19 protein-coding genes are annotated in these 24,042 nt (G+C 68.5%); 17 read left to right on the top strand and 2 right to left on the bottom strand.

What is annotated here, in order from left to right:
• Window positions 1-193: 193 nt before the first annotated feature.
• The 13 genes from MJ777_RS16730 (at window position 194) to MJ777_RS16670 (ending at window position 17,974) form a co-directional block, all read left to right on the top strand.
• On the top strand, window positions 194-829 hold the full coding sequence (locus tag MJ777_RS16730) for an ATP-dependent Clp protease proteolytic subunit (protein WP_305039257.1): 636 nt from the start codon (window positions 194-196) through the stop codon (window positions 827-829).
• A 78-nt stretch (window positions 830-907) separates the two neighbouring features.
• Window positions 908-1,579 carry an ATP-dependent Clp protease proteolytic subunit gene (locus MJ777_RS16725; RefSeq protein ID WP_239308450.1) on the top strand — a complete coding sequence of 224 codons (672 nt, stop codon included), beginning with the start codon at window positions 908-910 and terminating at the stop codon, window positions 1,577-1,579.
• 540 nt (window positions 1,580-2,119) lie between these two features.
• Window positions 2,120-3,409 (top strand): ATP-dependent Clp protease ATP-binding subunit ClpX, encoded by a 1,290-nt coding sequence (gene clpX, locus MJ777_RS16720; RefSeq protein ID WP_239308422.1) that lies wholly within the window; start codon window positions 2,120-2,122, stop codon window positions 3,407-3,409.
• Window positions 3,409-4,764 (top strand): folylpolyglutamate synthase/dihydrofolate synthase family protein, encoded by a 1,356-nt coding sequence (locus tag MJ777_RS16715; protein ID WP_239308423.1) that lies wholly within the window; start codon window positions 3,409-3,411, stop codon window positions 4,762-4,764. The genes clpX and MJ777_RS16715 overlap by 1 nt, the downstream gene beginning before the upstream one ends.
• 234 nt (window positions 4,765-4,998) lie before the next feature.
• Window positions 4,999-5,412, top strand: coding sequence for a nucleoside-diphosphate kinase (gene ndk / locus MJ777_RS16710; protein WP_239308424.1), 414 nt, complete (start codon window positions 4,999-5,001; stop codon window positions 5,410-5,412).
• Window positions 5,413-5,839: 427 nt separating this feature from the next.
• Window positions 5,840-6,871, top strand: coding sequence for a rod shape-determining protein (locus MJ777_RS16705; protein WP_013872948.1), 1,032 nt, complete (start codon window positions 5,840-5,842; stop codon window positions 6,869-6,871).
• Between the two features lie 171 nt (window positions 6,872-7,042).
• Window positions 7,043-7,999, top strand: a complete 957-nt coding sequence (mreC, locus tag MJ777_RS16700) for a rod shape-determining protein MreC (protein WP_239308425.1) — start codon at window positions 7,043-7,045, stop codon at window positions 7,997-7,999.
• A gap of 17 nt (window positions 8,000-8,016) precedes the next feature.
• Window positions 8,017-8,538, top strand: coding sequence for a rod shape-determining protein MreD (mreD, locus tag MJ777_RS16695; protein ID WP_239308426.1), 522 nt, complete (start codon window positions 8,017-8,019; stop codon window positions 8,536-8,538).
• Window positions 8,539-8,551: 13 nt separating this feature from the next.
• Window positions 8,552-10,903, top strand: a complete 2,352-nt coding sequence (mrdA, locus tag MJ777_RS16690) for a penicillin-binding protein 2 (protein WP_370652744.1) — start codon at window positions 8,552-8,554, stop codon at window positions 10,901-10,903.
• Between the two features lie 99 nt (window positions 10,904-11,002).
• Complete coding sequence (rodA, locus tag MJ777_RS16685; protein ID WP_239308427.1) at window positions 11,003-12,226, top strand: rod shape-determining protein RodA; 1,224 nt, start codon at window positions 11,003-11,005, stop codon at window positions 12,224-12,226.
• Between the two features lie 41 nt (window positions 12,227-12,267).
• Window positions 12,268-14,214 (top strand): TIGR03960 family B12-binding radical SAM protein, encoded by a 1,947-nt coding sequence (locus tag MJ777_RS16680; protein ID WP_239308428.1) that lies wholly within the window; start codon window positions 12,268-12,270, stop codon window positions 14,212-14,214.
• Complete coding sequence (locus tag MJ777_RS16675; protein WP_239308429.1) at window positions 14,198-14,959, top strand: TIGR03936 family radical SAM-associated protein; 762 nt, start codon at window positions 14,198-14,200, stop codon at window positions 14,957-14,959. The genes MJ777_RS16680 and MJ777_RS16675 overlap by 17 nt, the downstream gene beginning before the upstream one ends.
• A 249-nt stretch (window positions 14,960-15,208) precedes the next feature.
• Complete coding sequence (locus tag MJ777_RS16670) at window positions 15,209-17,974, top strand: Rne/Rng family ribonuclease (protein ID WP_370652743.1); 2,766 nt, start codon at window positions 15,209-15,211, stop codon at window positions 17,972-17,974.
• A 288-nt stretch (window positions 17,975-18,262) separates the two neighbouring features.
• On the opposite strand, the gene MJ777_RS16665 is transcribed toward MJ777_RS16670, so the two are convergent.
• Window positions 18,263-18,976, bottom strand: coding sequence for an MFS transporter (locus MJ777_RS16665; RefSeq protein WP_239377097.1), 714 nt, complete (start codon window positions 18,974-18,976; stop codon window positions 18,263-18,265).
• Between the two features lie 177 nt (window positions 18,977-19,153).
• Between MJ777_RS16665 and rplU the strand changes: the two genes are divergently transcribed.
• The 4 genes from rplU (at window position 19,154) to proB (ending at window position 22,498) form a co-directional block, all read left to right on the top strand.
• Window positions 19,154-19,471, top strand: coding sequence for a 50S ribosomal protein L21 (gene rplU / locus MJ777_RS16660; RefSeq protein ID WP_239308432.1), 318 nt, complete (start codon window positions 19,154-19,156; stop codon window positions 19,469-19,471).
• A 5-nt stretch (window positions 19,472-19,476) separates the two neighbouring features.
• A complete protein-coding gene (gene rpmA / locus MJ777_RS16655; protein ID WP_239308433.1) occupies window positions 19,477-19,746 on the top strand; it encodes a 50S ribosomal protein L27 in 270 nt (89 codons plus the stop codon).
• A gap of 97 nt (window positions 19,747-19,843) precedes the next feature.
• Window positions 19,844-21,367, top strand: a complete 1,524-nt coding sequence (gene obgE, locus MJ777_RS16650; RefSeq protein ID WP_239377096.1) for a GTPase ObgE — start codon at window positions 19,844-19,846, stop codon at window positions 21,365-21,367.
• A gap of 12 nt (window positions 21,368-21,379) precedes the next feature.
• Window positions 21,380-22,498, top strand: coding sequence for a glutamate 5-kinase (gene proB, locus MJ777_RS16645; protein ID WP_239346189.1), 1,119 nt, complete (start codon window positions 21,380-21,382; stop codon window positions 22,496-22,498).
• A gap of 187 nt (window positions 22,499-22,685) precedes the next feature.
• On the opposite strand, the gene MJ777_RS16640 is transcribed toward proB, so the two are convergent.
• The coding region (locus MJ777_RS16640) for an SbcC/MukB-like Walker B domain-containing protein (RefSeq protein WP_305039422.1) at window positions 22,686-24,042 on the bottom strand (1,357 nt) is incomplete at its 5' end.

The raw sequence follows: 24,042 nt of genomic DNA, 5'->3' as shown, positions 1-24,042 counted from the left end.
TTCCGGCGGCGACCACTAAGCCTCTCCAGGGAGTCGATTGCCCGCAATGCCCGGATTAACCGCCGCTGGGCCAGCCCGCCCTCACGCCCAGCGCGAACATCGAGGGTGAAGTCCCGGAACTAGCGCGGGTCACAGATAGTGTCGAGACGGTCAGATCAGCCGTCGTCAGCGCGAGGAAACCGAGGAGCTAACCGTGGGTAATATCGCAGCCCCGAGCCTGGTCGCCCCACAGCTGCGTTCGCCGGGGCAGGGTGGGGTCGGTTTCGACGAACAGGTCTTCAACCGTCTGCTCCGCGAGCGGATCATTTTCCTGGGTTCGGTGGTCGAGGATCAGATCGCCAACGCGATCTGTGCCCAGCTGTTGCTGCTCAACGCCGAGGACCCGAGCCGGGATATTTTCCTCTACATCAACTCTCCCGGTGGATCCGTCAGCGCTGGTATGGCGATCTATGACACGATGCAGTACGTGGAGAACGACGTGGCGACGGTTGCGCTTGGGCTCGCCGCGTCCATGGGACAGTTCCTGCTGTGCGCGGGCGCGTCCGGCAAGCGGTATTCGCTTCCGCATGCGAAGATCATGATGCATCAGCCGTCCGGCGGCATCGGTGGTACCGCCTCCGACATCGCCATCCAGGCCGAGCAGATGCTCTACACCAAGCGGATGATGCAGGAACGGATCGCATTCCACACCGGCCAGCCGATCGAGCAGATCGAGCGGGATTCCGACCGCGACCGCTGGTTCACGGCCGAGGAGGCCAAGGACTACGGGTTCGTCGATCACGTCGTGGCCCAGGCCCGCCAGGTTCCCAGCGAGCGCTCGGTCAGCTAGCCGCGTCCCGCGGACACTCGGCCGACACCGTCGACATCCGGTAACCGACCACCACCCGCCGTCGCGGAGGCACCCACCATGTACCAACCGATCATCGGCCAGAGCTCGAGCGACGCGCTGCCCGTCAGCCATTACGGGATCCCGCGTGTCATCGAGAAGACCAGCCGTGGTGATCTTTACCTTAATCCTTATGAGAAGCTGCTGCGGGAACGTATCGTTTTCCTCGGTATCCCGATCGATGACCTTTCCGCGAACGACGTGATGGCGCAGCTGCTTTTCCTGGAGTCCGAGGACCCCGACCGGGATATTTCGATCTATATAAACTCACCGGGTGGATCGTTCACCTCGTTGACCGCTATTTACGACACGATGCAGTTTGTCCGCCCGGACATCCAGACGATCTGCATGGGCCAGGCGGCATCCGCGGCCGCGGTGCTGCTCACAGCGGGGACACCGGGGAAGCGTTTCGCGCTGGAGAACAGCCGTATCCTGCTGCACCAGCCCTCTGGGCAGGGCGAGGGACAGTCCAGCGACATCGAGATTCAGGCCAGGGAGATCCTGCGGATGCGCTCCCTGCTGGAGCGGATGCTCGCCAGGCACACCAGGCACACCGAGGAAGAGATCCGTCGGGACATCGAGCGGGACAAGATTTTCAGCGCGGCCGAGGCGCAGGAGTACGGGTTGATCGACGAGGTCATCCGGACCCGCAAGTCGTCGCAGCTGTTGGCGGCGCCGGCAGCGGGCCGTTAGCAGCAGGGACTGGGGGGTCCGGTGGCCAAAGGCGGCGCGATGCTGGTTTTTCGCGTCGCCGGAGGCCTGAAGGCTGGCTGGGCCAAAGGCGGCGCGATGCTGGTTTTTCGCGTCGCCGGAGGCCTGAAGGCTGGCTGGGCCAAAGGCGGCGCGATGCTGGTTCCGCGTCGCCGGAGGCCGGGCCGGGTGCCCCGTCAGCGTTGTGCAAAGGCCCTGTCCGGACGGCACGGACGCGTGATGATCTGCCCGATGACCGTGACTGACCTACACGAGCCGCACGATAGGGCTCTCACTGGACGGCTTCAGGGGGTACGGTCCCCACGGGGAGGCGGACAGCCAGCTCAAAGCCGTCGGCGTCAGGGCACAGCCATCGGTGGCGGGTAGACGCGGATGCGGATACACAGCCCAAAGCCGCTGGCGTCATGGCGCGGCCGCTGCCGGCGGAGGGCAGGATAGTAACAGACAGGCGACGACCGGGCGGCTTAGCCGCCCCTGACCTGCAGGCGACACCATCGTCTGGACGAAGGGACTGAGTCCTCGGTGGCACGCATAGGTGACGGCGGTGATCTGCTCAAGTGCTCGTTCTGCGGCAAGTCCCAGAAGCAGGTGAAGAAGCTCATCGCCGGGCCCGGCGTCTACATCTGCGACGAGTGCATCGATCTCTGTAACGAGATCATTGAAGAGGAGCTGTCGGAGTCCTCGGATCTCAAGTGGGACGAGCTGCCGAAGCCGCGCGAGATCTACGAGTTCCTGGACGGCTACGTGGTTGGTCAGGAACAGGCCAAGAAGACCCTGTCGGTTGCTGTCTACAACCATTACAAGCGAGTCCAGGTGGGTGGTGGCGCGGGTAGCGACGCCAAGGGCGATGTTGAACTGGCGAAGAGCAACATCCTTCTGCTGGGCCCCACCGGATGCGGCAAGACGCTGCTGGCGCAGACCTTGGCCCGGATGCTCAACGTCCCGTTCGCGATCGCCGACGCGACCGCGCTCACCGAGGCCGGTTATGTCGGTGAAGACGTTGAGAACATTCTGCTCAAACTCATCCAGGCCGCCGACTATGATGTCAAAAAAGCCGAGACCGGCATCATTTATATTGATGAGGTCGACAAGATCGCGCGTAAGTCGGAGAATCCGAGTATCACCCGGGATGTCTCTGGCGAGGGTGTCCAGCAGGCGCTGTTGAAGATACTGGAGGGAACGACCGCGAGCGTTCCGCCGCAGGGCGGCCGCAAGCATCCGCATCAGGAGTTCATCCAGATCGATACTACGAACGTCCTGTTCATCGTCGGTGGGGCTTTTGCCGGGCTTGATCGGATAATCGATTCACGGATCGGTAAGAAATCGCTTGGATTCCGCGCGGTCCTGCACGGCAAGGATGATCCGGATATTCCCAACGTCTTCACCGACGTCATGCCCGAGGATCTGCTCAAGTACGGCATGATTCCCGAGTTCATCGGTCGGCTGCCAGTGATCACCAGTGTGTCCAGCCTCGATCGGGAGGCGCTCATCCGCATCCTCACCGAGCCGAAGAACGCCTTGGTCCGGCAGTACAAGAAGTTGTTTGAGCTGGATAATGTTGATCTTGATTTTACGGGTGACGCCCTGGATGCGATCGCGGACCAGGCGATACTGCGGGGAACCGGCGCCCGCGGGCTACGGGCGATCATGGAGGAGGTCCTGCTGTCGGTCATGTACGACATACCGAGCCGCAAGGACGTCGCCCGGGCGGTGGTGACCCGCGAGGTCGTTCTTGAGCACGTCAACCCGACGCTCGTGCCGCGTGACGTCGCCGCATCCAAGCGGAGTCCCCGCCAGGAGAAGTCGGCCTGATGAGCAGCCGGCCTGGCATCCCGGCGGACGCCGACGCCGACACAGCCGGGCTCGCCCGGGTGGAGAAGGCGCTGACCGAACGCTTCCCGCACCGGATGCTGCCCGATCTGGACCGTATGCGCGATCTCGTCGATCTGCTGGGCCAGCCACAGCGTGCCTACCCCTCGATCCACCTGACGGGGACCAACGGCAAGACCTCCACCGCCCGCATGGTGGATTCGTTGCTGTGCGCCTTCGGGATCAGACCCGGCCGTTATACCTCCCCGCATCTGGAGAGCGTGACCGAACGTATCTGCCTGGCCGGTCGCCCCGCGCCCGCAGCCACCTTCACCCAGGCGTACGACGACGTCATCCCCTACGTTGAGCTCGTTGACAGCAGGCATCCCGAACGGGTCACCTTCTTCGAGCTGCTGACCGCGATGGCGTTCGCCGCCTTCGCCGACGCGCCGGTCGATGTCGGTGTCATCGAGGTTGGTATGGGCGGGAGCTGGGACGCGACCAACGTCCTGGATGCCGGGGTGGCAGTGGTGACCCCGATCTCCCTCGACCATCGGGAGCTCGGTGCCACGCCTGGCGCGGTCGCGGGGGAGAAGGCCGGCATCATTCACGCCGGTGCGCTCGTCGTGCTTGCCCAGCAGCCGTTGGAAGCGGCGGAGGTGCTGTTGCGCCGAGCCGGTGAGGTCGGCGCGACGGTGGCACGCGAGGGACTGGAATTCGGGGTCCTCGACCGTGATATCGCCGTTGGTGGCCAGTTGGTTGCCATCCGTGGGCTCGGCGGTGTCTATGAGGACCTGTTGCTGCCCCTGCACGGCGCGCATCAGGCTCACAACGCCGCATGCGCGCTCGCGGCGGTTGAGGGGTTCCTCGGCGGCGGCCGTGAGATTCTCGACATCGACGCCGTACGCGCTGGGTTTGCGCAGGCTGACTCGCCGGGCCGGCTGGAAGTCGTCCGGCGCTCGCCAACGGTCCTGCTCGACGGCGCGCACAACGTCGCGGGCGCGCATGCGCTCGTCGCCGCGCTGGAGGAGGCCTTCAGCTTCGATCATCTGGTCGGCGTCGTGGGGATACTCGCGGACAAGGACGCCGCCGGCATTCTGGCCGCGCTGGAGCCGGTGTTGCACGCCGTGGTCATCACTCAGAGTGGGTCGTCGCGGGCAATGCCGTTGGATGACCTTGCCGCGATCGCCGTGGATCTGTTCGGTGCCGACCGGGTGGAGGTTGCCTCGCGTCTCGATGACGCTCTCGACGCGGGTGTCCGGCTGGCGGAGGAGGACTCGCACCTCGCCGGTACCGCGGTGTTGGTGACCGGTTCACTTGTGACGGTGGGAGAGGCTCGCCGCCTTCTGCGTCGCTGACGGGTAGGTTGCAACTGTGCCAAAGGCCGCGTGATCGTGTCCTTTCGCGCTGTCGGAGGCGTGAGGGCTGTGTGACTGTGCCAACGGTGGCTCGATCATGGTTTTTTCGTGCAGCCGAGGGGCATGAAGATCGTGTAACCGGGTCAACGGCGGTGCGATCGTTCCTCCCGTGCCGCCCGCGGCTGCATGGCTCTGGTCCCACACCTGCCCATCTGAGTGAGTAGAAGGAGTTCCGTGTCAGTCGAACGCACACTCGTGCTGGTCAAGCCCGACGGCGTGAGCCGTGGCCTCGTCGGTGAGGTCGTTGGTCGGCTGGAGCGCAAGGGTCTGGCCTTGGTCGCGCTTGAGCTGCGCAGGCTGGAGCGCTCGGTGGCCGAGGTCCACTACGCCGAGCACGCGGCCAAGCCGTTTTTTGGCGAGCTGGTCGACTTCATCGTTTCCAGCCCGTTGGTCGCGTTGGTTGTCCAGGGGCCGCGGGCGATCGAGGCGGTGCGCGGCCTGATCGGCGCCACCGACCCGGTCAAGGCGGCTCCGGGATCCCTGCGTGGCGACCATGCTCTGGAGATCGGACAGAACCTCGTCCATGGTTCCGACTCGCCGGAGTCCGCCAAGCGTGAGATCGACTTGTTTTTCCCCGGGTTGATCTGATTATTTCTGACTGGTCCGGCATCGAAGGCCAGGGCGGCTTGCCCTATGGCCGACGGTGCCGGACCGTTTGCCCGGATGGTCGAATTCGCCAGTCCAGGCGGCATCTCCAGTCGCCTCGGGTAGCATGCTTGTGACTCCGGGTGTTAGAACTGGTTGTACGGGTTGAGGTTGGCCGGCAGGTTGACCCGGCCTGGCGTGCGGACCGTCGCGCGTCATGGATCTCGTACCGGGACGGCAGGCTCGGTTGGCCCGGATTAGGCTTTTGTCGTCTGTTGGAGCGGCTTCTACTGGATTGCCGGACTACCTGGATGGAGCTCATCGGAGAAGCAGTGGATACGCCCTCGTTACGGACACCGCCTGCCCTACAACTCCAGCACGCCCAGCGTGCGCACCCAGACCGCACACCCGGGAAGGCCGGCATCCGACGATGTCCAGTTCGTTGTCGTTCCTAGGCCGTGACATGGCCGTCGACCTTGGCACCGCCAACACGCTCGTCTACGTGCGTGGTCGCGGGATCGTGCTGAACGAGCCCAGCGTGGTAGCGATCAATACCACCACCACGGGGATCCTCGCGGTCGGCACCGAGGCGAAACGGATGATCGGCCGTACTCCCGGCAATGTCGTCGCGATCCGCCCGCTCAAGGACGGCGTGATCGCCGACTTCGACACGACCGAGCGCATGCTGCGCTATTTTATTCAAAAGGTTCACCGACGGCGGCACTTCGCCAAACCGCGGCTGGTCGTGTGTGTCCCGTCTGGGATCACCGGGGTCGAGCAGCGGGCTGTGAAGGACGCCGGTTATCAGGCTGGTGCCCGAAAGGTCTATATCATCGAGGAGCCGATGGCGGCGGCCATCGGAGCCGGGCTGCCCGTCCACGAACCCACCGGGAATATGGTGGTCGACATCGGCGGTGGAACCACCGAGGTGGCGGTCATCTCCTTGGGTGGGATCGTGACGAGCCAGTCCATCCGGACGGCCGGGGATGAGCTTGACACTGCGATCATCTCCTACGTCAAGAAGGAGTACTCGCTCATGCTCGGGGAGCGGACCGCGGAAGAGATCAAAATGGCGATCGGCTCCGCGCACAAGATGTCAGACGAGCCCAGCGCGGAGATCCGCGGCCGAGATCTGGTCTCCGGCCTGCCCAAGACCATCGTCGTTACCGCCGAGGAGATCCGTAAAGCCATCGAGGAGCCGGTGAACGCGGTGATCGACGCGGTCAAGGTCACCCTTGACAAGTGCCCACCGGAGTTGTCCGGTGACATCATGGACCGCGGCATCGTGCTGACCGGTGGGGGAGCGCTGCTGCGCGGTCTGGACGAGCGCCTCCGCCATGAGACCGGGATGCCGATCCATATCGCGGACAACCCGTTGCACTCGGTCGCGATGGGTTCTGGTAAGTGCGTCGAGGAGTTCGAAGCGTTGCAGCAGGTGCTTATATCCGAGCCCCGCCGCTGATCTGATCGTGCCGAATGGGATGTCGATCGCTGGGGATACGGGCCGACGGCTCGCTCACCTCGTGAACTGACGACGTTTCGGGCTGGCGCCGCCGGGCACCGCGGTACCCGTACCGGCCGCCGTGGATGGGCATCGTCGTGACTGGGCGTTGCCAGGTATGGGAGGCCGGCGGTGGGACGCGAAAACCGGCGCTCCCGCATGGTCGTCATTGGCCTGCTGATCACGGCGTTCATCCTGATCACAGTCGATTACCGCTCGAGCGGCAGTTCGGCCGGCCCGCGGGGCGCGTTGCGGGGCGTGTTCGCGACCCTTGAGGGCGGTGTGAGCGCCGTCGCCCGTCCCATCGGACGGACGGCGTCCTCGTTGACGCACCCCAATCGTTACCAGCGGCGCGCGGACACACTCGCGGCGGAGAACGCCGAGCTCAAACGCCAGTTGGCGGATGACGCCGAGGTGCGGCGGCAGGCCGCCGCCCTGGGTAACCTGCGCCTGCTCGCGGACCGGGGACAATACACGATCATTGCGGCAAGGGTGATTGCGATCGGCGACATCACCGGGACGGACTGGTCCGTGACGGTCAACGCCGGCAGCGCGGACGGCGTGGTGCCGGACAGGCTGGTGCTCGACAGCGACGGGCTCGTCGGGACGGTGCTGTCCTCGACCGCCCACACGGCGGTCGTCCGTCTTGCCTGCGATCCAGCAAGTCACATCGGCGCTCGTCTGGAGGGCACCCGGCTGCTCGGCGCGGTTGCCGGCGCGGGTAGCCCGGACGCCTTGACATTCACCCTCTACGACGCCACGCGCCAGGTGAAGGTGGGTGACCGCCTGGTTTCCTTCGGCAGCGCCGACTACGTCGGCGGGGTACCGATCGGCATGGTCACAAAGGTTCTCGACGCGAGTGAGGGGCTCTCGCGCGCGGCCGAGGTGACCACCTTCGCGGCCATGGGGTCGCTCGACCTGGTCGGGATCGTGGTGGGGAAGCTCCCGGCGGACGCCGGTGACCGGGTGCTGCTCCCGCGGCCCCCGCCCACACCGGCCCCGGCGCCCGCGGCACCGGCCGCGGCACCGGCCAGCACGATCCCGACGACATCGGCGCTCGCCCCCGCGGCCACCGCCCCGGTCGGCTGAGGCTCGCGGTGTGGGACATGGGCGCACGTGACGTCGAGGTCCGGGGCAGGGCCGTCGCGGCCACCGTAGCCGTGCTGGTCCTTTTGATCATTGCGCAGCTGTCGGTCATAGCCCCGCTCGATCTGCCGTTGGGAAGCCCCGATGTGGTGCTGATCGTGCTGGCCTTCGTCGCGCTCGCGCGGGGGCCGCTGTTCGGCGCAATCATCGGGTTCGTGGTCGGGCTGATCGCGGACCTGCTCTCGACGCACGTCCTCGGCCAGACCACGATGATTTTTTGCCTGATCGGCTACGGTGTGGGGCTCACCCATGACGAAGCCGGCCGGACGGTGTACCTCCCGATGATCGCGGCGGCGGCCGCCTCCGCGCTGGGCACGGCCGGCCAGACGGGGCTGGCCGGCATTCTGGGCAACGCCAGCCTCACCGGCGGCCAGGTGTTCCTGCGTTCGGTCGGTGCCGTGCTCTACGCGCTGGTCCTGACCCCGCTGCTGTTCCCGTTGGTGACGGCGGGGATGCGGCGCCTGTACAGGGATGATTCATGACCGGACGGCGGGTATGAGAGCGCCGTGGCCTGGGGACAGGTCGCTGGACGATCGTGTCGGTCTCAGGCTGCTCGTTCTGCGTGTGCTGGTCATATCACTGTTGGTTACCTTGGGTGCCCGGCTGTGGGCGTTGCAGGTCCTCAACGGGGAGCACTACCGGCAGGTCGCGGAGACCAACCGGGTACGCGATGTGGTCACCCCCGCACCCCGTGGCCTGATCGTGGATGACCAGGGGCGTGCCCTCGTCCGCAACCGCACGTCGCTGGTCATCTCGGTGAACCGGTCGGTGACCGACCGGCAGAAGGATTCCGGCAGAGCCGTGCTGGAGCGGTTGTCAGGCGTGATCGGTGTGCCCCCCGCCGATGTCACCAGGCGCATCCAGTACTGCTCGGCTTCGGTGAAGCCACCGTGCTGGAACGGCTCGCCCTACCAGCCGGTGCCGGTGGCCAAGGACGTCACCCCGACCCAGGCGCTGGCGGTCATCGAACATCCTGACCGGTTTCCCGGCGTGTCGGCGGAACTGCAGGCCGTCCGCGAGTACCCTTACACCTTCTTGGCCGCACACGAACTCGGCTATCTCAGCCCTGTCACGCAGGAGCAGCTCGACTCCGACGGTGGCCGGCACGGCTACCACAACAACAGCCTGGTCGGTGTCGCCGGGCTGGAATACACCTATGACACGGCACTGCGCGGCTCCGACGGCGTGCAGCGGCTTGAGGTCGATCGGTTCGGGCGGGTCGTGGGCACGGCCTCGTCCACCGCGCCACGCAGCGGCGACAACCTGGTCCTCTCGATCGACGTCGGTGTCCAGCAGGCGGTCGAGCAGACGCTCAGGAAAACCCTGGACTCCCTCGGCGGGCGTGCTCGCACCGCGTCCGGGGTGGTGCTTGATGTGCGAACAGGCCATGTCATCGCCATGGCCAGTCTGCCCTCGTACGATCCGTCGGTCTTTGTGGGCGGTGTCTCCGAAGCGGACTACCAGGCGCTGTCGGACCCCGCCAACGGCATCCCGTTGCTGTCACGGGCCTACCAGGGCTCAGGCGCGCCCGGTTCGACCTTCAAGGCGGTGTCCACCATCACCGCGCTGACCAACCTGGGCGCGTCGACGGCCGGCAACTACGACTGCGGGCCGTCGTTGCAGATCGGCTCCCAGACGTTTCACAACTTCGAGGGGTCATCGGCCGGGCCGATCACGCTGCACCAGGCGCTGGTGATCTCCTGCGACGTCATCTTCGACAAGTTCGCCTACGACGCCTGGCTCGCCGACGGCGGGCTTCGCAATGGCCGCGGCCCCTATCCCACGGCCAACGAGTACTTCGTGAAGATGGCTCGGGCCATGGGCTTCGGCAGCAGGACAGGCGTCGACCTGCCGGGAGAGACCAGCGGCTCGGTCGTCGGGCGCGACGGCGCGAAGGCGATCTGGACGCAGCTGAAGGACTCCTACTGCCGCCGGGCGCAGAACGGCTACCCGGAGGTCACCGACCCGGCCAAGGCCGAGCGGTTCCGCCAGTACGCGGCCGAGGCATGCGTGGACGGCTACCTGTACAACGGAGGCGCGTCGACCCAGTTCGCGATCGGCCAGGGCCAGTACCTGTCGGTCAGTCCGCTGCAGCTCGCGGTTGCCTACGCCGCGCTCGCCAACGGGGGGACCGTCTACCAGCCAACGCTCGCCAAGGCGGTGATCTCGCCGGACGGCAGGGTGGTGACGCCTGTCACGCCCAAGGTCGCGGGACGGGTGCCGGCCGCGCCCGAGACGCTTGCCTACATCAGGGCCGCCCTGCATGGCGTGACGAGCGAAACCGGCGGTACCGCCACCGGTGTGTTCGCGGACTGGCCGAACGACACCATCCCGATCGCGGGCAAGACTGGAACCGCCGAGGTCGAAGGGGCTGGGGATACGTCGTGGTTCGCGTCGTTCGCGCCCGCCAACGATCCGCAGTTCGTCGTGGTCGTCACCATCCCCGATTCCGGCACCGGCGCCGAGTACGCGGCTCCGGCGGTGAAAGCCATCTACCAGAGCATCTACGGCGTCGGGCACGACGCGGCGCTGCCTGGCGGTACGCCCCCGGCGGCGCTGCCGAAGATGACGCGGGACGGGATGTTCGCACCGACTGCCCTGTCCGAGCGGTCTGTCGTCCCGTCCGGTATGCCGTCAGCGGGCGTTTCCGCCACCGGTGATGCCACGACGCGGGCGCTCGTCGTGACCGATGTGACCGATGTGACCGATGTGGCGGACGTGTCCCTGCTCACCGAGTGGCGCCTACCGGGCGCCGGATCGCGCGGTGAGCCCGCGGCAGCCGACTCCGGCCGTTGCCCCACCCAGATCAGTCGGTGTCCCGCCGCTGTCGGGCGCGGGCCACCGTGATTGCCCGCCCCGGCGCTTCGCCAGCAGCGGGGCGCGGGCCCGCGCGGCTCGCGACGTCTTTCGGGCAGAGCCCCCGCATCGACCATGGAGGGAGTGCGCATGACGAGTCCGACGGCCTTGCGGTCCTCCCCGGTCCCGCCGCGTGGCCGGATCGGGCAGCTGCGCGACCGGGCATCAGGACGGCATTCCCCCTTGCGCCGGCTGGACTGGCCACTGCAGATAGCCGTGATCGCTCTGTCCATCCTCGGTGGGTTGCTGGTCTGGTCCGCCACCCGGCATCGCGAGGCCGAAAGCGGCGGCGACCCGCAGCTGTTTCTCAAGCGCCATCTGCTGAACCTGGCCATCGGGCTCGTTCTCGCGGGTGCCGCGACCGTGGTGGACTACCGGATCCTGCGCGCGTACGCCCCATTCGTCTACCTGGGCTCTCTCCTTGGCCTGGCCGCGGTCCTGCTGGTGGGAAGCACGATCAACGGCGCACATTCCTGGATCGTGCTGCCGGCCGGTTTTCAGCTACAGCCCTCAGAGTTCGCCAAGGTCGCCCTCATTGTCGGGGTAGCGATGATCCTCGGGGAGAAGCACGACGACCGGGACACCGGGATCCGCCTCAATCCCGGTCACTGGGACGTGCTGCTGGTGCTGGGGCTGGCTGCCGTGCCGATGATGTTGATCATGATGCAGCCGGATTTCGGCACGGTCATGGTCTTCGTGTTCGTCATTCTCGGCATGCTCGCGGTCAGCGGCGCACCGAGCCGGTGGGTGATCGGCCTCATCCTGTCCGGTGTCCTGTTCGGCGGGGCGATCCTGCAGTTCCACCTGCTCAAGCCCTATCAGGAGGCACGCCTGACCGAATTCGTCCAAAGCAACCAGAACACCTCCTCCACCGGGTACAACGTCGACCAGGCGATGACGGCGATCGCCAATGGCGGCGTCGCCGGCCGCGGCCTGTTCCACGGCACGCAGACCCAGGGCCAGTTTGTGCCCGAGCAGCAGACCGACTTTGTTTTCACGGTGGCCGGGGAGGAACTGGGCTTTCTCGGCGCTGGCGGTGTCCTGCTGCTCCTGGGCCTGGTGCTGTGGCGGGCACTGGCCACGGCCGTCGACTCAGCCGACTCCTTCGGAACGATGATCGCAACTGGGGTGGTGTGCTGGTTTGCCTTCCAGATGTTCGTCAATATCGGAATGACGTTGGGGATCATGCCGGTCACGGGCCTGCCGCTGCCGTTCCTCTCCTACGGCGGATCGTCGATGTTCGCGAACCTGCTGGCGGTGGGCCTGTTGCAGAATGTCCACCTGCGGGCACGCTCCGATCCGTACGCCTTGTGACGCCGCTCGGCGGACCGTGAATGTGCCGTAGGCTCGCGGGCATGTCCGGACAGTCGTTGTTCCCCCGTCTGGAACCGTTGCTGCCGCGGGTTCGTAAGCCCGTGCGCTACCTCGGCGGCGAAGGGAATTCCCAGTGCAAGCCCTGGGCGGACGCGATCGTCCGCTGGTGTCTGATGTATCCGGACGCCTACGAGGTAGGCCTGCCCAACCAGGGTGTCCAGATCCTGTACGAGATCCTCAACGAGCAGCCGGACGTCTTGGCCGAGCGTACCTACTCGGTCTGGCCGGATCTGGAGGAGCTGCTGCGTGAGCACGGTGTCCCGCAGTTCACCGTGGACGGCCACCGCGCGGTCGGCGACTTCGACCTGCTGGGCGTCAGCTTTTCCACCGAGCTGGGGTACACCAACCTGCTGACCGCGCTCGATCTCGCGGGCATCCCGCTGCATACCGTGGATCGGACTGATGACCACCCGATCGTGATCGTCGGCGGGCATGCCGCGTTCAATCCCGAACCGGTCGCGCCGTTCATCGACGCGGTCGTGCTCGGGGATGGCGAGCAGGCGGTCCTTGCGATCACCGATGTGGTCCGTGCCTTCCGGGCCGCGGGCTCTCCCGGCGGGCGGGACGAGTTGCTCATGCGGCTGGCCCGGCGCGGCCTCGCGTATGTGCCGTCCTTCTACGACGTGGGCTACCGGCCTGACGGCCGCATCCACGCGGTCACCCCGAACCGTCCCGGGGTACCGGCACGCCCCGCCAAACACACCGTCAGTGATCTGGATGCCTGGCCCTATCCGAAGGCGCCGCTGGTGCCGCTGGCGGAGACCGTCCACGAGCGGATGAGCGTGGAGATTTTCCGCGGCTGTACCCGCGGCTGCCGGTTCTGCCAGGCTGGCATGATCACTCGGCCGGTCCGGGAGCGGACCATCACCACGATCGGCGACATGGTGGCCCGGGGCCTGGACGCGTCCGGGTTCACCGAGGTCGGCCTGCTGTCGTTGTCCAGCGCGGACCACAGCGAGATAGGGGAGATCGCCAAGGGGCTGGCGGACCGGTACGAAGGCACGCACACCTCACTCAGCCTGCCCTCGACCCGGGTGGACGCGTTCAACGTCACACTCGCCAACGAGTTCTCCCGCAACGGCCGGCGCAGCGGGCTCACGTTCGCGCCCGAGGGCGGCTCCGAACGCCTGCGGAAGGTCATCAACAAGATGGTCAGCGAAGATGACCTGATCCGCACGGTCAGCACGGCCTACGCCCAGGGCTGGCGGCAGGTCAAGCTGTACTTCATGTGCGGCCTGCCCACCGAGACCGACGAGGACGTGCTCGCCATCGCGGATCTCGCCCGGGAGGTGATCAGGGCGGGGCGTCTGGCCAGCGGTCACCGCGACATCCGTGTCACAGTCTCGATCGGCGGTTTCGTCCCCAAGCCGCACACGCCGTTCCAGTGGGTCGGGCAGGCCTCGCACGAGGTCACCGACCACAGGCTGCAGCTGTTGCGCAACGCCATCCGCGGTGATCGGGAGGTCGGGCGGGCGATCGGTTTTCGCTACCACGACGGACGTCCAGGCATCATCGAGGGCCTGCTCGCCCGCGGTGACCGCCGGGTCGGCGCGGTGATCGAACAGGTGTGGCGTGCCGGCGCCCGTTTCGACGGCTGGAACGAGCATTTCTCCTTCGAGCGTTGGGCGGCGGCCTGCGCACGTGTGCTGGAACCGCTCGGGGTGTCCCTGGACTGGTTCACCACCCGGGAGCGCGACGAACGCGAGGTGCTGCCCTGGGACCATCTGGATGCCGGGCTGGACCGTGACTGGCTGTGGTCGGACTGGCAGGAAGCGCTGCGTGCGACGGAGCTGGACGACTGCCGCTGGACCCCCTGCTACGACTGCGGGGTCTGTCCGACCATGGGGACCGAAAACCAGATCGGCCCGACCGGCCGGACCCTGCTCCCCCTGACGCCGACGGGATCCGGCCGTGCCCCGGCGTCCTGAGGGCCCGCCTCCACCACCGGTGGTCGCGCGGGTGCGGGTGCGTTTCGCGAAACGCGGCCGGCTGCGTTTTATGTCTCACCGTGACATCGCGAGGACCTTTGAGCGGGCGCTGCGGCGCGCGGCTGTCCCCATGGCGTACTCGGCCGGCTTCAGCCCGCATCCGCGCATCTCGTGGCTTGGCGCGGCGCCGACGGGTGCCGCCAGCGAGGCCGAGTACGTGGAGCTTGCGCTGGCCGAGCATTGTGATCCGCATGCGTTGCGGCTGGCGTTGGACGCGGCGCTGCCATCCGGTCTGGACGTTCTCGCGTGCGCGCCCGCCACCGCTGCCTCACTGGCGGAACTGGTGGACGCGTCGCGGTGGCGGTTACGGCTGCCAGCGGTCGCTCGCGATGAGCTGACCAGCGCCGTGGCCGCGCTCCTGGCCCGTGACCGGGTCGAGGTGGAGCGGGTGACCAAGGACGGACATCGCCGGTTCGACGTTCGTCAGGCAGTGGTCTCGATGGTTTGCCATGCGGAGAACGACACCTGTGCGATACTGGATGTGGTTGTGCGGCACACGACGCCCGCCGTGCGACCCGACGACGTGCTGACCGCCCTTTGCGTGGTCGCCGTTCTTCGGTTGCCTGTACCACCCGAGCCGCTCCGGCTCGGTCAAGGTCGGCTGCTGGAAGACGGCACCGTGGCGGATCCGCTCATGCCGGACCGCGACGATGCAGGCCGGCTGGTCGGTCGACTCGATGCGTGATGCAGGGCGTCGCAGGATTCGCCGACGGTACCCCGTCGGACCGACGACAGTGGTTCCTGAGCGGTCGCGACTGCGAGAGCAGCGCGCCCGGGGACCCGAGAGGTTTCATAACCCGTGCCCGATGACATCGTGACAGACTCCGATGAGACACCGACCACTCGTTCCGCCCCGCGGCGGCGGCGTGCCGCCGGACGGTCCGCGGGACCTCCGCCGGACGTCTCGACCGGGTCCTCGCCGGAGACTCCGCAGGTGAGCGACCCCGTTGCTGACAGCGTTGCCCCAGGTGGCGTTACCCCGGGCACGGACGTTCATCCGCCGGAGCCACCCCCGCGATCCGTGGTCGGTATCGAGCCGCCGCCGGTCCCGTTCCTAGCTGATCTTACCGGTGTTCCACCGGGGGCCGCTGCCATGCCCACGAGCGGGGATGGCAGTCCACCGGCACGGCCGGAGACGCGGCTGCGCCGTGGGCGGGCGGTCACCATGGTGACCTTCCAGGCGCCCGACACCGCGGCTCTTGACCTTGTGTCTCGCCGCCGGCGGCGCGGCGTCTCGCCGTTCGACACCGACACGGCTGTCGCGGGCGCCGCCGGCAGGTCGTCCGACACCGGATTCGGGCCGGCCAGTACGGATCGGGGGAACCAGCGGCCAGGGTTCGGGATCGTGCTCGACGCCGGTGACGAGCACGATCCCGAACCCGGCACCGCCATGGCCTATGCCGACAGCGACGAGGATGAGATCTCCAGCGCCGCCGTGCCCGACGACGGCGACTGCGACGGGAGCTCGACGCGGCGCCGTCGCAGAGGCCGCCGGGGCAGGGGGCGTGCGCGTGTCGACGAGGAGGCCGAGGGCGCTGACGATACGTACCCGGTTGCCTTCGAGCGGTCCGGCGCGCGCTCGGATGGGTTCGACGAGAGCGACAGCCCCGGTCGCCCGGACCGGGCCGAGACCGACGATCCCCACGACTCCGGTGATGCCGATGCCGCCGGGCTGGTGGCAGCGGGCGGCGCGGACGGGTACGACGACGAGCAGCCGCAGGGAAGTTCCCGCCGGCGCCGGCGCCGGCGCCGCCGGGACGGTGCCGCGATCGTGGACGACGCGGCCCCGGACGACCCGCCGGCCACGGTCGTTCATGTCCGCGAAAGCCGTGTCCGGGACGACGAGGTGCGCGGGGTCAGCGGCTCGACGCGGTTGGAGGCGAAGCGCCAGCGCCGCAAGGAGGGCAGGGACAGCGGCCGCCGCCGGCCGCCGATCGTTACCGAAGCGGAGTTCCTGGCCCGGCGCGAAGCGGTTGAACGGCGCATGGTCGTGCGCAACGCCGGTGACCGCACCCAGATCGCGGTGCTTGAGGACGGGGTGCTTGTCGAGCATTTCGTGACGAGGGCGAGCTCCTGGTCGTATGCGGGGAACGTGTATCTCGGCCGGGTGCAGAACGTGCTCGCCAGCATGGAGGCGGCATTCGTTGACGTCGGCAAGGGGCGCAACGCCGTCCTGTACGCCGGAGAGGTCAACTACGACGCCTCCGGGCTCGACGGGCGGCCTCGTAAGATCGAGCAGGTGCTGAAGTCAGGCCAGTCGATCGTCGTCCAGGTTTCCAAGGACCCGATGGGGCACAAGGGCGCCCGTCTGACCAGCCAGGTGAGCCTGCCAGGCCGCTATCTGGTCTATGTGCCGGACGGGCAGAACGCGGGGATCAGCCGGAAGCTTCCGGATACCGAACGCGCCCGCCTGAAGACGATCCTGAAGAAGATCACTCCGGAGAACGGCGGCGTGATCGTTCGGACCGCGGCCGAGGGCGCCAGCGAGCAGGAGCTCGCCCGTGACGTCGCCCGGCTGTCGGCCCAGTGGGAGGACATCCGCCGGAAGGCGGCGAAGGCCAGCGCTCCCGCGCTGCTCTACGGCGAGCCCGATCTCGTGATCAGGGTGATTCGGGACATCTTCAACGAGGATTTCGCCGAGCTGGTCGTCCAGGGAGACGAGGAAGCCGCGATGATCGAGGACTACGTCGACATGGTGGCGCCGGACCTGCGCGATCGGGTCCGGCGACAGACCGGCACGGCCGACGTGTTCGACACGTACCGCGTCGACGAGCAGCTTGCCAAGGCCCTCGACCGCAAGGTGTGGCTGCCCTCGGGCGGGTCGCTTGTGATCGATCGTACCGAGGCGATGACCGTTATCGATGTGAACACCGGCAAGTTCACCGGCAAGGGCGGCAACCTCGAGGAGACGGTCACCAAGAACAACCTGGAGGCCGCCGAAGAGATCGTCCGCCAGCTCCGGCTCCGCGACATCGGCGGGATCATCGTCATCGACTTCATCGACATGGTCCTGGAGAGCAACCGCGAACTTGTGCTGCGGCGCCTGACCGAATGCCTCGGCCGGGACCGCACCCGGCATCAGGTCGCGGAGGTCACGAGCCTCGGGCTGGTGCAGATGACCCGCAAGCGGGTGGGCCAAGGGCTGCTCGAGGCCTACAGCGAGCCCTGTGCTCACTGTGGCGGGCGTGGTGTCATCGTGCATCTGGACGGTCAGGCCGCACCGCCCGCGCGAAGCTCCGGGGCGTCCAGCCCCGCGGTACCGGGGCCGCCGGCGGCAGGCACGGCGGCCGAGGCCGGCCCGAGTGGCGAGGCCCCAGACGCCACTGTCGTGGAGGCGGGCTCCGTGACCACGGATACGGGCCTCTCCCGTACCAGACCGGTTGAGGCGACCGTGCCCGGAGACGCGGCCAGCCCCAGCCCAACGGACAACGTCGCGATGAGCAACGCCACAACAAGCAATGAAGCGACGGACAACGCCGCAACGGACAACGCCACGACGAGCAACGCCACGACGAGCAACGGCGCGACGAGCAACGGCGCGACGAGCAACGGCACGAAGGACGACGGCGGGCCGATCAGTTCGGCGCCGCCGTCATCGAACGCTGCCCGATCCACCGGGGCTCGTGCGACCGGTCGTCGGCGGGCGTCGCGTGCGGTCGCGGCACCGCAGGAGAGCGGTGAGGCCGCCCACACCGGGTAGGTGTCCTTGTGTTGATGCGTGTGCTGACGCATGCGTGCTGACAGCGGCCTGGTCCAGCGCCGCGCTGGACCAGGCCTCCTGATCGGCCGCGGGCGCTGACATCGCCGAATCCGGCCGGCCGCCTGGCGCGTGGGTCCGTGTCCCGGTCCGGGCGGCGCCTCGCGTCGTTGTCGTCGGTTGACGCCCACAACCAGGGCGGCTGCCTCCGCCGCCGCGCGATCCATCCAGCCGGACGCCGCTCCCCTGATCGAACGACGGCTCCCGGAACACGCCGTAGCCTCTGGCTGGTCAGGCTTCGCCGGTGGCCCAGTGCTGCGCCGCTTCCCGGCGGATGAGGTCGCGTTGGTCGTGCTCGCGCACGAGCGCGTCCAGCCGCGCGCGGGACCGTCGCAACGCGCCGTCAACCGCCGCGCTGGCACGGCTGTTGTCGCCCATTTGCAGGGCGTACGAGGCGACGACCAGAGCCTGGACGACGTCGTCCTGGGCAGAGAGCGCATCGCTGTGGGCATCGCTGCCCGCGGCGGCGGCCTGAGGCCGGCCACGGAAGGCGCAGCCGTCCCTGGAAAGCTCGCGGGCACGCACCGCGAGCCAGCAGGCCGCGTAGGCCGTACTGAGCGCCCACGTCGCGCGTACTCCGGCTGGCAGGCCCACCAGCCCGTTGAGAGCGACCCCGAGCACCGTTGTGACGACCACCGCGGATGCCGCGATGGTCACGGACCGCCGCCGGGGGTCCGTTGTCCGGGCTGAGGACACCAGCGGCCAGCCGGCGGTCAGGACAGCGGCGGCCGTGGTGGCACCGGCCACCCAGATCACAATCTGCCAGCCCATCGTGGCCCAACCCCCACCCAGGCCGCGGACGATGCGCGAGGCTCGCGTCGCGCTGTCGGCGGCCACCCGTTGCCTGTTGGCTCTGCTCGGGCACTGGCCGCCAGCCGGGAGCGCAGTGCCCGTGCCGAGCCCGTGCCGAGCCCATTCCGATGGTTGCGCGCTGGTCGGCGGCACGCCATGGTTCATCGGTGCCATGGCCGGATACGCCCTGTGGCCCGGGTCGCGGCGCGGGGGCGGGGCCGCCGGTGTCAGGTTGGCGCATGCGCCTGTTAAGGTAGTGCAATCAGGGCCGGGCACGGCTGTGTTTCCGCCGTGTGAGAGATGCCCGTCCGACTTCAGCAAGGAGAACCGGTGTACGCGGTCGTGGCCAGCGGCGGCAAGCAGCACAAGGTCGCCGTCGGCGATGTCGTTGACGTCGAGCTCGTCAAGGGCGAGCCGGGCGCGACCGTCAACCTGTCGGCGCTCCTGCTTGTCGACGGCGACGTGGTGACCCACGACAGGGACGCGCTCGCGTCTGTCGAGGTGACAGCGGAGGTCGTCGAGATCGTCAAGGGTCCTAAGATCAGAATTCACAAATTCAAGAACAAGACCGGTTATCACAAGCGGCAGGGCCACCGCCAGAAGTTCACCCGCCTGCGGGTGACCGGTATCGAGACCGGGAAGGCCTGAGCGACATGGCACACAAGAAGGGCGCGAGCTCCTCGCGCAACGGTCGTGACTCCAACGCCCAGCGGCTGGGCGTGAAGCGTTTCGGTGGCCAGTACGTCAACTCAGGTGAGATCATCGTTCGCCAGCGGGGCACGCACTTCCACCCCGGTTCCCAGGTAGGCCGTGGCAGCGATGACACACTCTTCGCGCTGGTCGCCGGGCATGTCCAGTTCGGCAACCGCCGGGGCCGCCGGGTTATCAACATCATTCCCGTTGAGGGGGCGCGGGCTGCCTGAGGCAGCCGGCTCGCAGCTCAACAGGGCCGGTGCCGCTGTCCGCGTGGGCGAGTTGTCTCGGCGACCGCTAAGCCAACGACGATGAGGAGAGGCAGCGGTGCCCACCTTCGTCGACCGGGTCGTCCTCCACGTCATCGCGGGGGACGGCGGGCCTGGCTGCGCGTCGGTTCACCGGGAGAAGTTCAAACCGCTCGGTGGCCCTGACGGCGGTAACGGCGGGCGTGGCGGGGACGTCGTTCTTCGGGCTGACCCGAGTGTGACGACCCTGCTCGAGTTCCACTTCCACCCCCACCAGCGAGCCTCTGGCGGCCGTCCGGGCCAGGGCTCCAACCGGCACGGCGCGGATGGTGTCGATCTTGTGCTGCCAGTGCCGGACGGCACGGTCGTCCTACGGCCGGACGGCGAGCAGGTCGCGGACCTTGTCGGCGCCGGGAGCGAGCTGGTCATCGCCCGCGGTGGCCGCGGTGGCCGGGGCAACGCGGCTCTTGCCTCCGCTCGGCGCAAGGCCCCGGGGTTCGCGGAGCTCGGCGAGCCGGGGGAGCGGCTGGACGCCGTCCTGGAGCTCAAGACCGTCGCGGACGTGGCGCTGGTGGGCTTTCCCAGCGCGGGCAAGTCCTCGCTGGTCTCGGTGCTCAGCGCGGCCAAGCCCAAAATCGCGGACTACCCCTTCACCACCCTCGTACCGAACCTCGGCGTGGCGCTGGCCGGTGACCTTCCGCCGTACACGGTGGCCGATGTCCCAGGCCTGATCCCCGGAGCCAGTTCCGGACGAGGCCTGGGGCTTGAGTTCCTGCGCCATATCGAGCGCTGCTCGGTCATCGTGCACGTGCTGGACTGCGCCACCCTCGAGCCCGGCCGTGATCCCGTCAGCGACCTCGACGTCATCGAGGCCGAACTGGCCGCGTACTCCGCGGACCTGTCGGACCGGCCGCGGGTGGTCGTCCTCAACAAGATTGACGTACCGGATGGCCGCGACCTGGCAGACCTGGTCACGGCCGAGATCGCCGCCCGTGGGCTGGCCGTGTTCGCCGTGAGCAGCGCCACCCGGGAGGGCGTCCGTACGCTCTCGCTCGCCCTGGCTGAACGGGTCGCCGAACATCGGGCGCTACAGCCGGCGCGGACCTCCCAGCGGGTCGTTCTCCGCCCCCGCGCGGTTGATGAGCCTGATTTCGCCGTCCGCGCACACGATGACGGGTTCGTGGTGACCGGTGCCAAACCCCTGCGATGGGTCCGGCAGACCGACTTCGGTAACGATGAGGCGGTCGGCTTCCTCGCCGATCGGCTGGCTCGTCTCGGCCTGGAGGCTGAGCTCGTTCGGCTGGGGGCGGAACCTGGTGTCGCGGTGACCATCGGCGATGTCACCTTTGACTGGGAGCCGCACCTGAGCGGGCGTGGTGGGCGTGGGGACCGGCGTGACGCTCTGCCTGCCGGCTCGGCCGCTGGTGGATCCACGGCCGCCGGCTCAGGGGGAGCTGAGGCGCTCTCGGTGGGATCCACTCTCGGCCCTCGTGGCAGTGACGACAGGCTCCGCACCACCACCCGGTTGACCAGGGCTCAACGCTTCGCTCGCCGGGCAGCTGATCATGCCAGTGGCGCTGGGGACGACGAGGGCGACTCGTGACAGGGTTGATGTGTGACTGTTCGTGACTTTGTGACACGGGCCAACCGGATTGTGGTGAAGGTCGGTTCGTCGTCCTTGACGACCGCGAGCGGCGGTATCGACGGTGATCGCGTCGATGCGCTGGTGCGGGCACTGCTGGCGCGTGCGGGTCGGTTGGTGCTGGTCTCGTCGGGCGCCATCGCCGCGGGCCTCGCGCCGCTGGGGCTGACCCGGCGGCCTCGAGATCTCGCGACCCTGCAGGCCGCGGCGAGCGTCGGTCAGAGCATGCTCGTGCACCGTTACGCCACCGAGTTCGGGACGGCCGGGTACCGGGTCGGCCAGGTGCTGCTCACCGCTACCGATGTGATCCGGCGCACTCACTACCGTAACGCCCGGACCACCCTGGACCGGCTGCTGGAACTCGGCGTCGTTCCCATTGTCAACGAGAACGACGCCGTTGCCACCCAGGAGATCCGGGTCGGGGACAACGATCGTCTCGCGGCGATCGTCGCGCATCTCGTCTCCGCGGATCTGCTGCTCCTGCTCTCCGACGTGGACGGTGTCTATGACGCCAACCCGCGGCGCGGCCCGGCCACCATGATCCGTGAGGTCCGGGCGGACGCGGATCTCGATGGGGTCGGCACCCGCGGCACCGGCAGCGCCGGGGTCGGGATCGGTGGTATGGCAACGAAGATCGAGGCGGCTCGGATGGCCGCCTCGGGCGGGGTCGTGACAATCATCACGTCGGCGGGGAACGCGGCCGCCGCTCTTGCCGGCGCCGACGTGGGCACGGTGTTCCACCCGACCGGCCCGCGCCGGGCGTCCCGCCTGCTGTGGCTGGAACACGCGACGATCCCGCAGGGCAGGCTGTTTCTGGACAGCGGTGCGGTGGCCGCGGTGGTCGACCGCCGGGTGTCGCTGTTACCTGCCGGGGTCACCAAGGTTGACGGTGACTTCTCCGCCGGTGACCCGGTTGACCTGGTCAGCCCGGCGGGCCTGTCGGTCGCCCGGGGGCTGGTCGCCTACGACGCGGCGGAGCTGCCGGGGATGCTGGGTCGTTCAACATCCGATCTTGCGGCTGAGTTTGGCTCGTTCTACGAGCGCGAGATCGTCCATCGTGACGACCTCGTTCTCCTCCAGCCGCGCCGCTGACGCCGAGCTAGGCGCCAGCCGACGTCGGCTGGCGCCTAGCCAGTGTGCTCATGGGCGCCGGTCTGGACGGTCGTGCCAGCGCTGGCCGCTGGCCGCTGGCTCCAGCGTCGTCGGCCGCGCGGGCCTTGTCGGCCGTACGGAGCCTGAAGGAGCACAGCGCGGCCGGCGTCCCGGGCCATCCCGCCGGTCAGGTGAGGCTGGTCCGGACATGGCTGCCACGGGCGCTCTTGACGACGGTGACCTGGGTGGGGATGCGCTGGCGCAGATCGGCGACGTGGCTGACGATACCGACCAGCCGGCCGCCGGAGCGCAGGTCGTCCAGGACGTTCATGACCTCCTCCAGGCTGTCGGGGTCGAGGCTGCCGAAGCCCTCGTCGATGAACAGCGCGTCCATGGCCTGACCGCCGGACTCGGCGGTGACCACGTCCGCGAGTCCCAGCGCCAGGGAGAGCGCGGCCTGGAAGGTCTCCCCACCGGACAGGGTGGCGGTGTCACGCCGCCGGCCCGTCCAGGCATCCTCGACGAGCAGCCCGAGACCGGCCCGGCGCCGCCGGTCGCGGCGTTCACCGACATCGTGGACCAGGGTGAACCGGCCGCCGCTCATCGCCGACAGCCGCCCGCTCGCCGCGGTCGCGACCTCCTCGAGCCGGGCGGCGAGGACAAAGCTCGACAGGGGCATGCCCTGGCGGTTGTCACCGCGTCCCGCGGCCACGTCGGCGAGGCCGCGTATGTGCTGGGCTGCCTCGCGCAGCGGTGCCACCACCGCGAACGCCTCGGCGAAGACGGCGACCAGGGCGGACAGGCGCCTGAGCCGGTCGCCCGCCCGCGCCGCCGCGGCGAGTGCCGCTTCGTGCGCCTCCCGGGCGGCCAGCGCGGCTGCCTCCCGGTCGGCCAGCGGTACCGGCGCCTGCGGGTCGACGGCCAGCTGAGGGCTGGCCAACCGGGATCGCACCCCGACCAGATCGTCCCGGTGGGCGTCCAGCCGCGTCTGTGTCGCGGCGAGCCAGCTGTCCTCCCGGCAGGCGGCTCGGGCGGTGGCCGTGTCCGGGAAGCCCGCGGCGCGGGCGTCACCGTCGGCCGCGGCTGACGCCCGGCGATGTTCCTCCTCCGCCGAGACCGCCGCCGCGGCGGCGGCGTGGCACTCGGTGTACGCGTCCGCGAACTGCGCGATCTCGCGCTGACGTGTCGCCAGCTGGTCGGGGTCCCGCAGTTCCGGTGGAATGCCCGAACGCTGCCGGGCGGCCCGTACCCGGTATTCCTCCGCATGGGTGCGGGCGAGCTGCTCGGCCGACCCGTGACCGGCCAGCTCCGCGGCGGCTCGTGTCTCCTCCTCGCGGAGCAGGGCAAGCGCCTGCTCGGCGGATGGGAGATCGGCGGCGGTGGCGGCAAGCATGTCGGCGTGGCTGGCGAGGTCCGCCGCGGTCCGCTCGAACCCCTCGGCGGTTGGCTCAGGAGCAACCGGTAGATCCCGGCGCCGCGGGTCGGCGGCACCGCCGTCGCTGTTGCCGCCACTGTTGCCGTCGCCGCTGCCGCGGTGAACGTCA

This window comes from Protofrankia sp. Cj5, from assembly GCF_917627405.1.
Lineage (GTDB): Bacteria > Actinomycetota > Actinomycetes > Frankiales > Frankiaceae > Protofrankia.
This window is presented reverse-complemented; position numbering and strand designations above follow the sequence as displayed.

What these genes read in the sequence shown, in the direction of transcription:
- MJ777_RS16725 (WP_239308450.1), top strand. Translation starts at nt 908, where the DNA reads ATGTACCAACCGATCATCGGCCAGAGCTCGAGCGACGCGCTGCCCGTC.
- MJ777_RS16715 (WP_239308423.1), top strand. Translation starts at nt 3,409, where the DNA reads ATGAGCAGCCGGCCTGGCATCCCGGCGGACGCCGACGCCGACACAGCC.
- MJ777_RS16705 (WP_013872948.1), top strand. Translation starts at nt 5,840, where the DNA reads ATGTCCAGTTCGTTGTCGTTCCTAGGCCGTGACATGGCCGTCGACCTT.
- mreD (WP_239308426.1), top strand. Translation starts at nt 8,017, where the DNA reads ATGGGCGCACGTGACGTCGAGGTCCGGGGCAGGGCCGTCGCGGCCACC.
- mrdA (WP_370652744.1), top strand. Translation starts at nt 8,552, where the DNA reads ATGAGAGCGCCGTGGCCTGGGGACAGGTCGCTGGACGATCGTGTCGGT.
- rodA (WP_239308427.1), top strand. Translation starts at nt 11,003, where the DNA reads ATGACGAGTCCGACGGCCTTGCGGTCCTCCCCGGTCCCGCCGCGTGGC.
- MJ777_RS16680 (WP_239308428.1), top strand. Translation starts at nt 12,268, where the DNA reads ATGTCCGGACAGTCGTTGTTCCCCCGTCTGGAACCGTTGCTGCCGCGG.
- rpmA (WP_239308433.1), top strand. Translation starts at nt 19,477, where the DNA reads ATGGCACACAAGAAGGGCGCGAGCTCCTCGCGCAACGGTCGTGACTCC.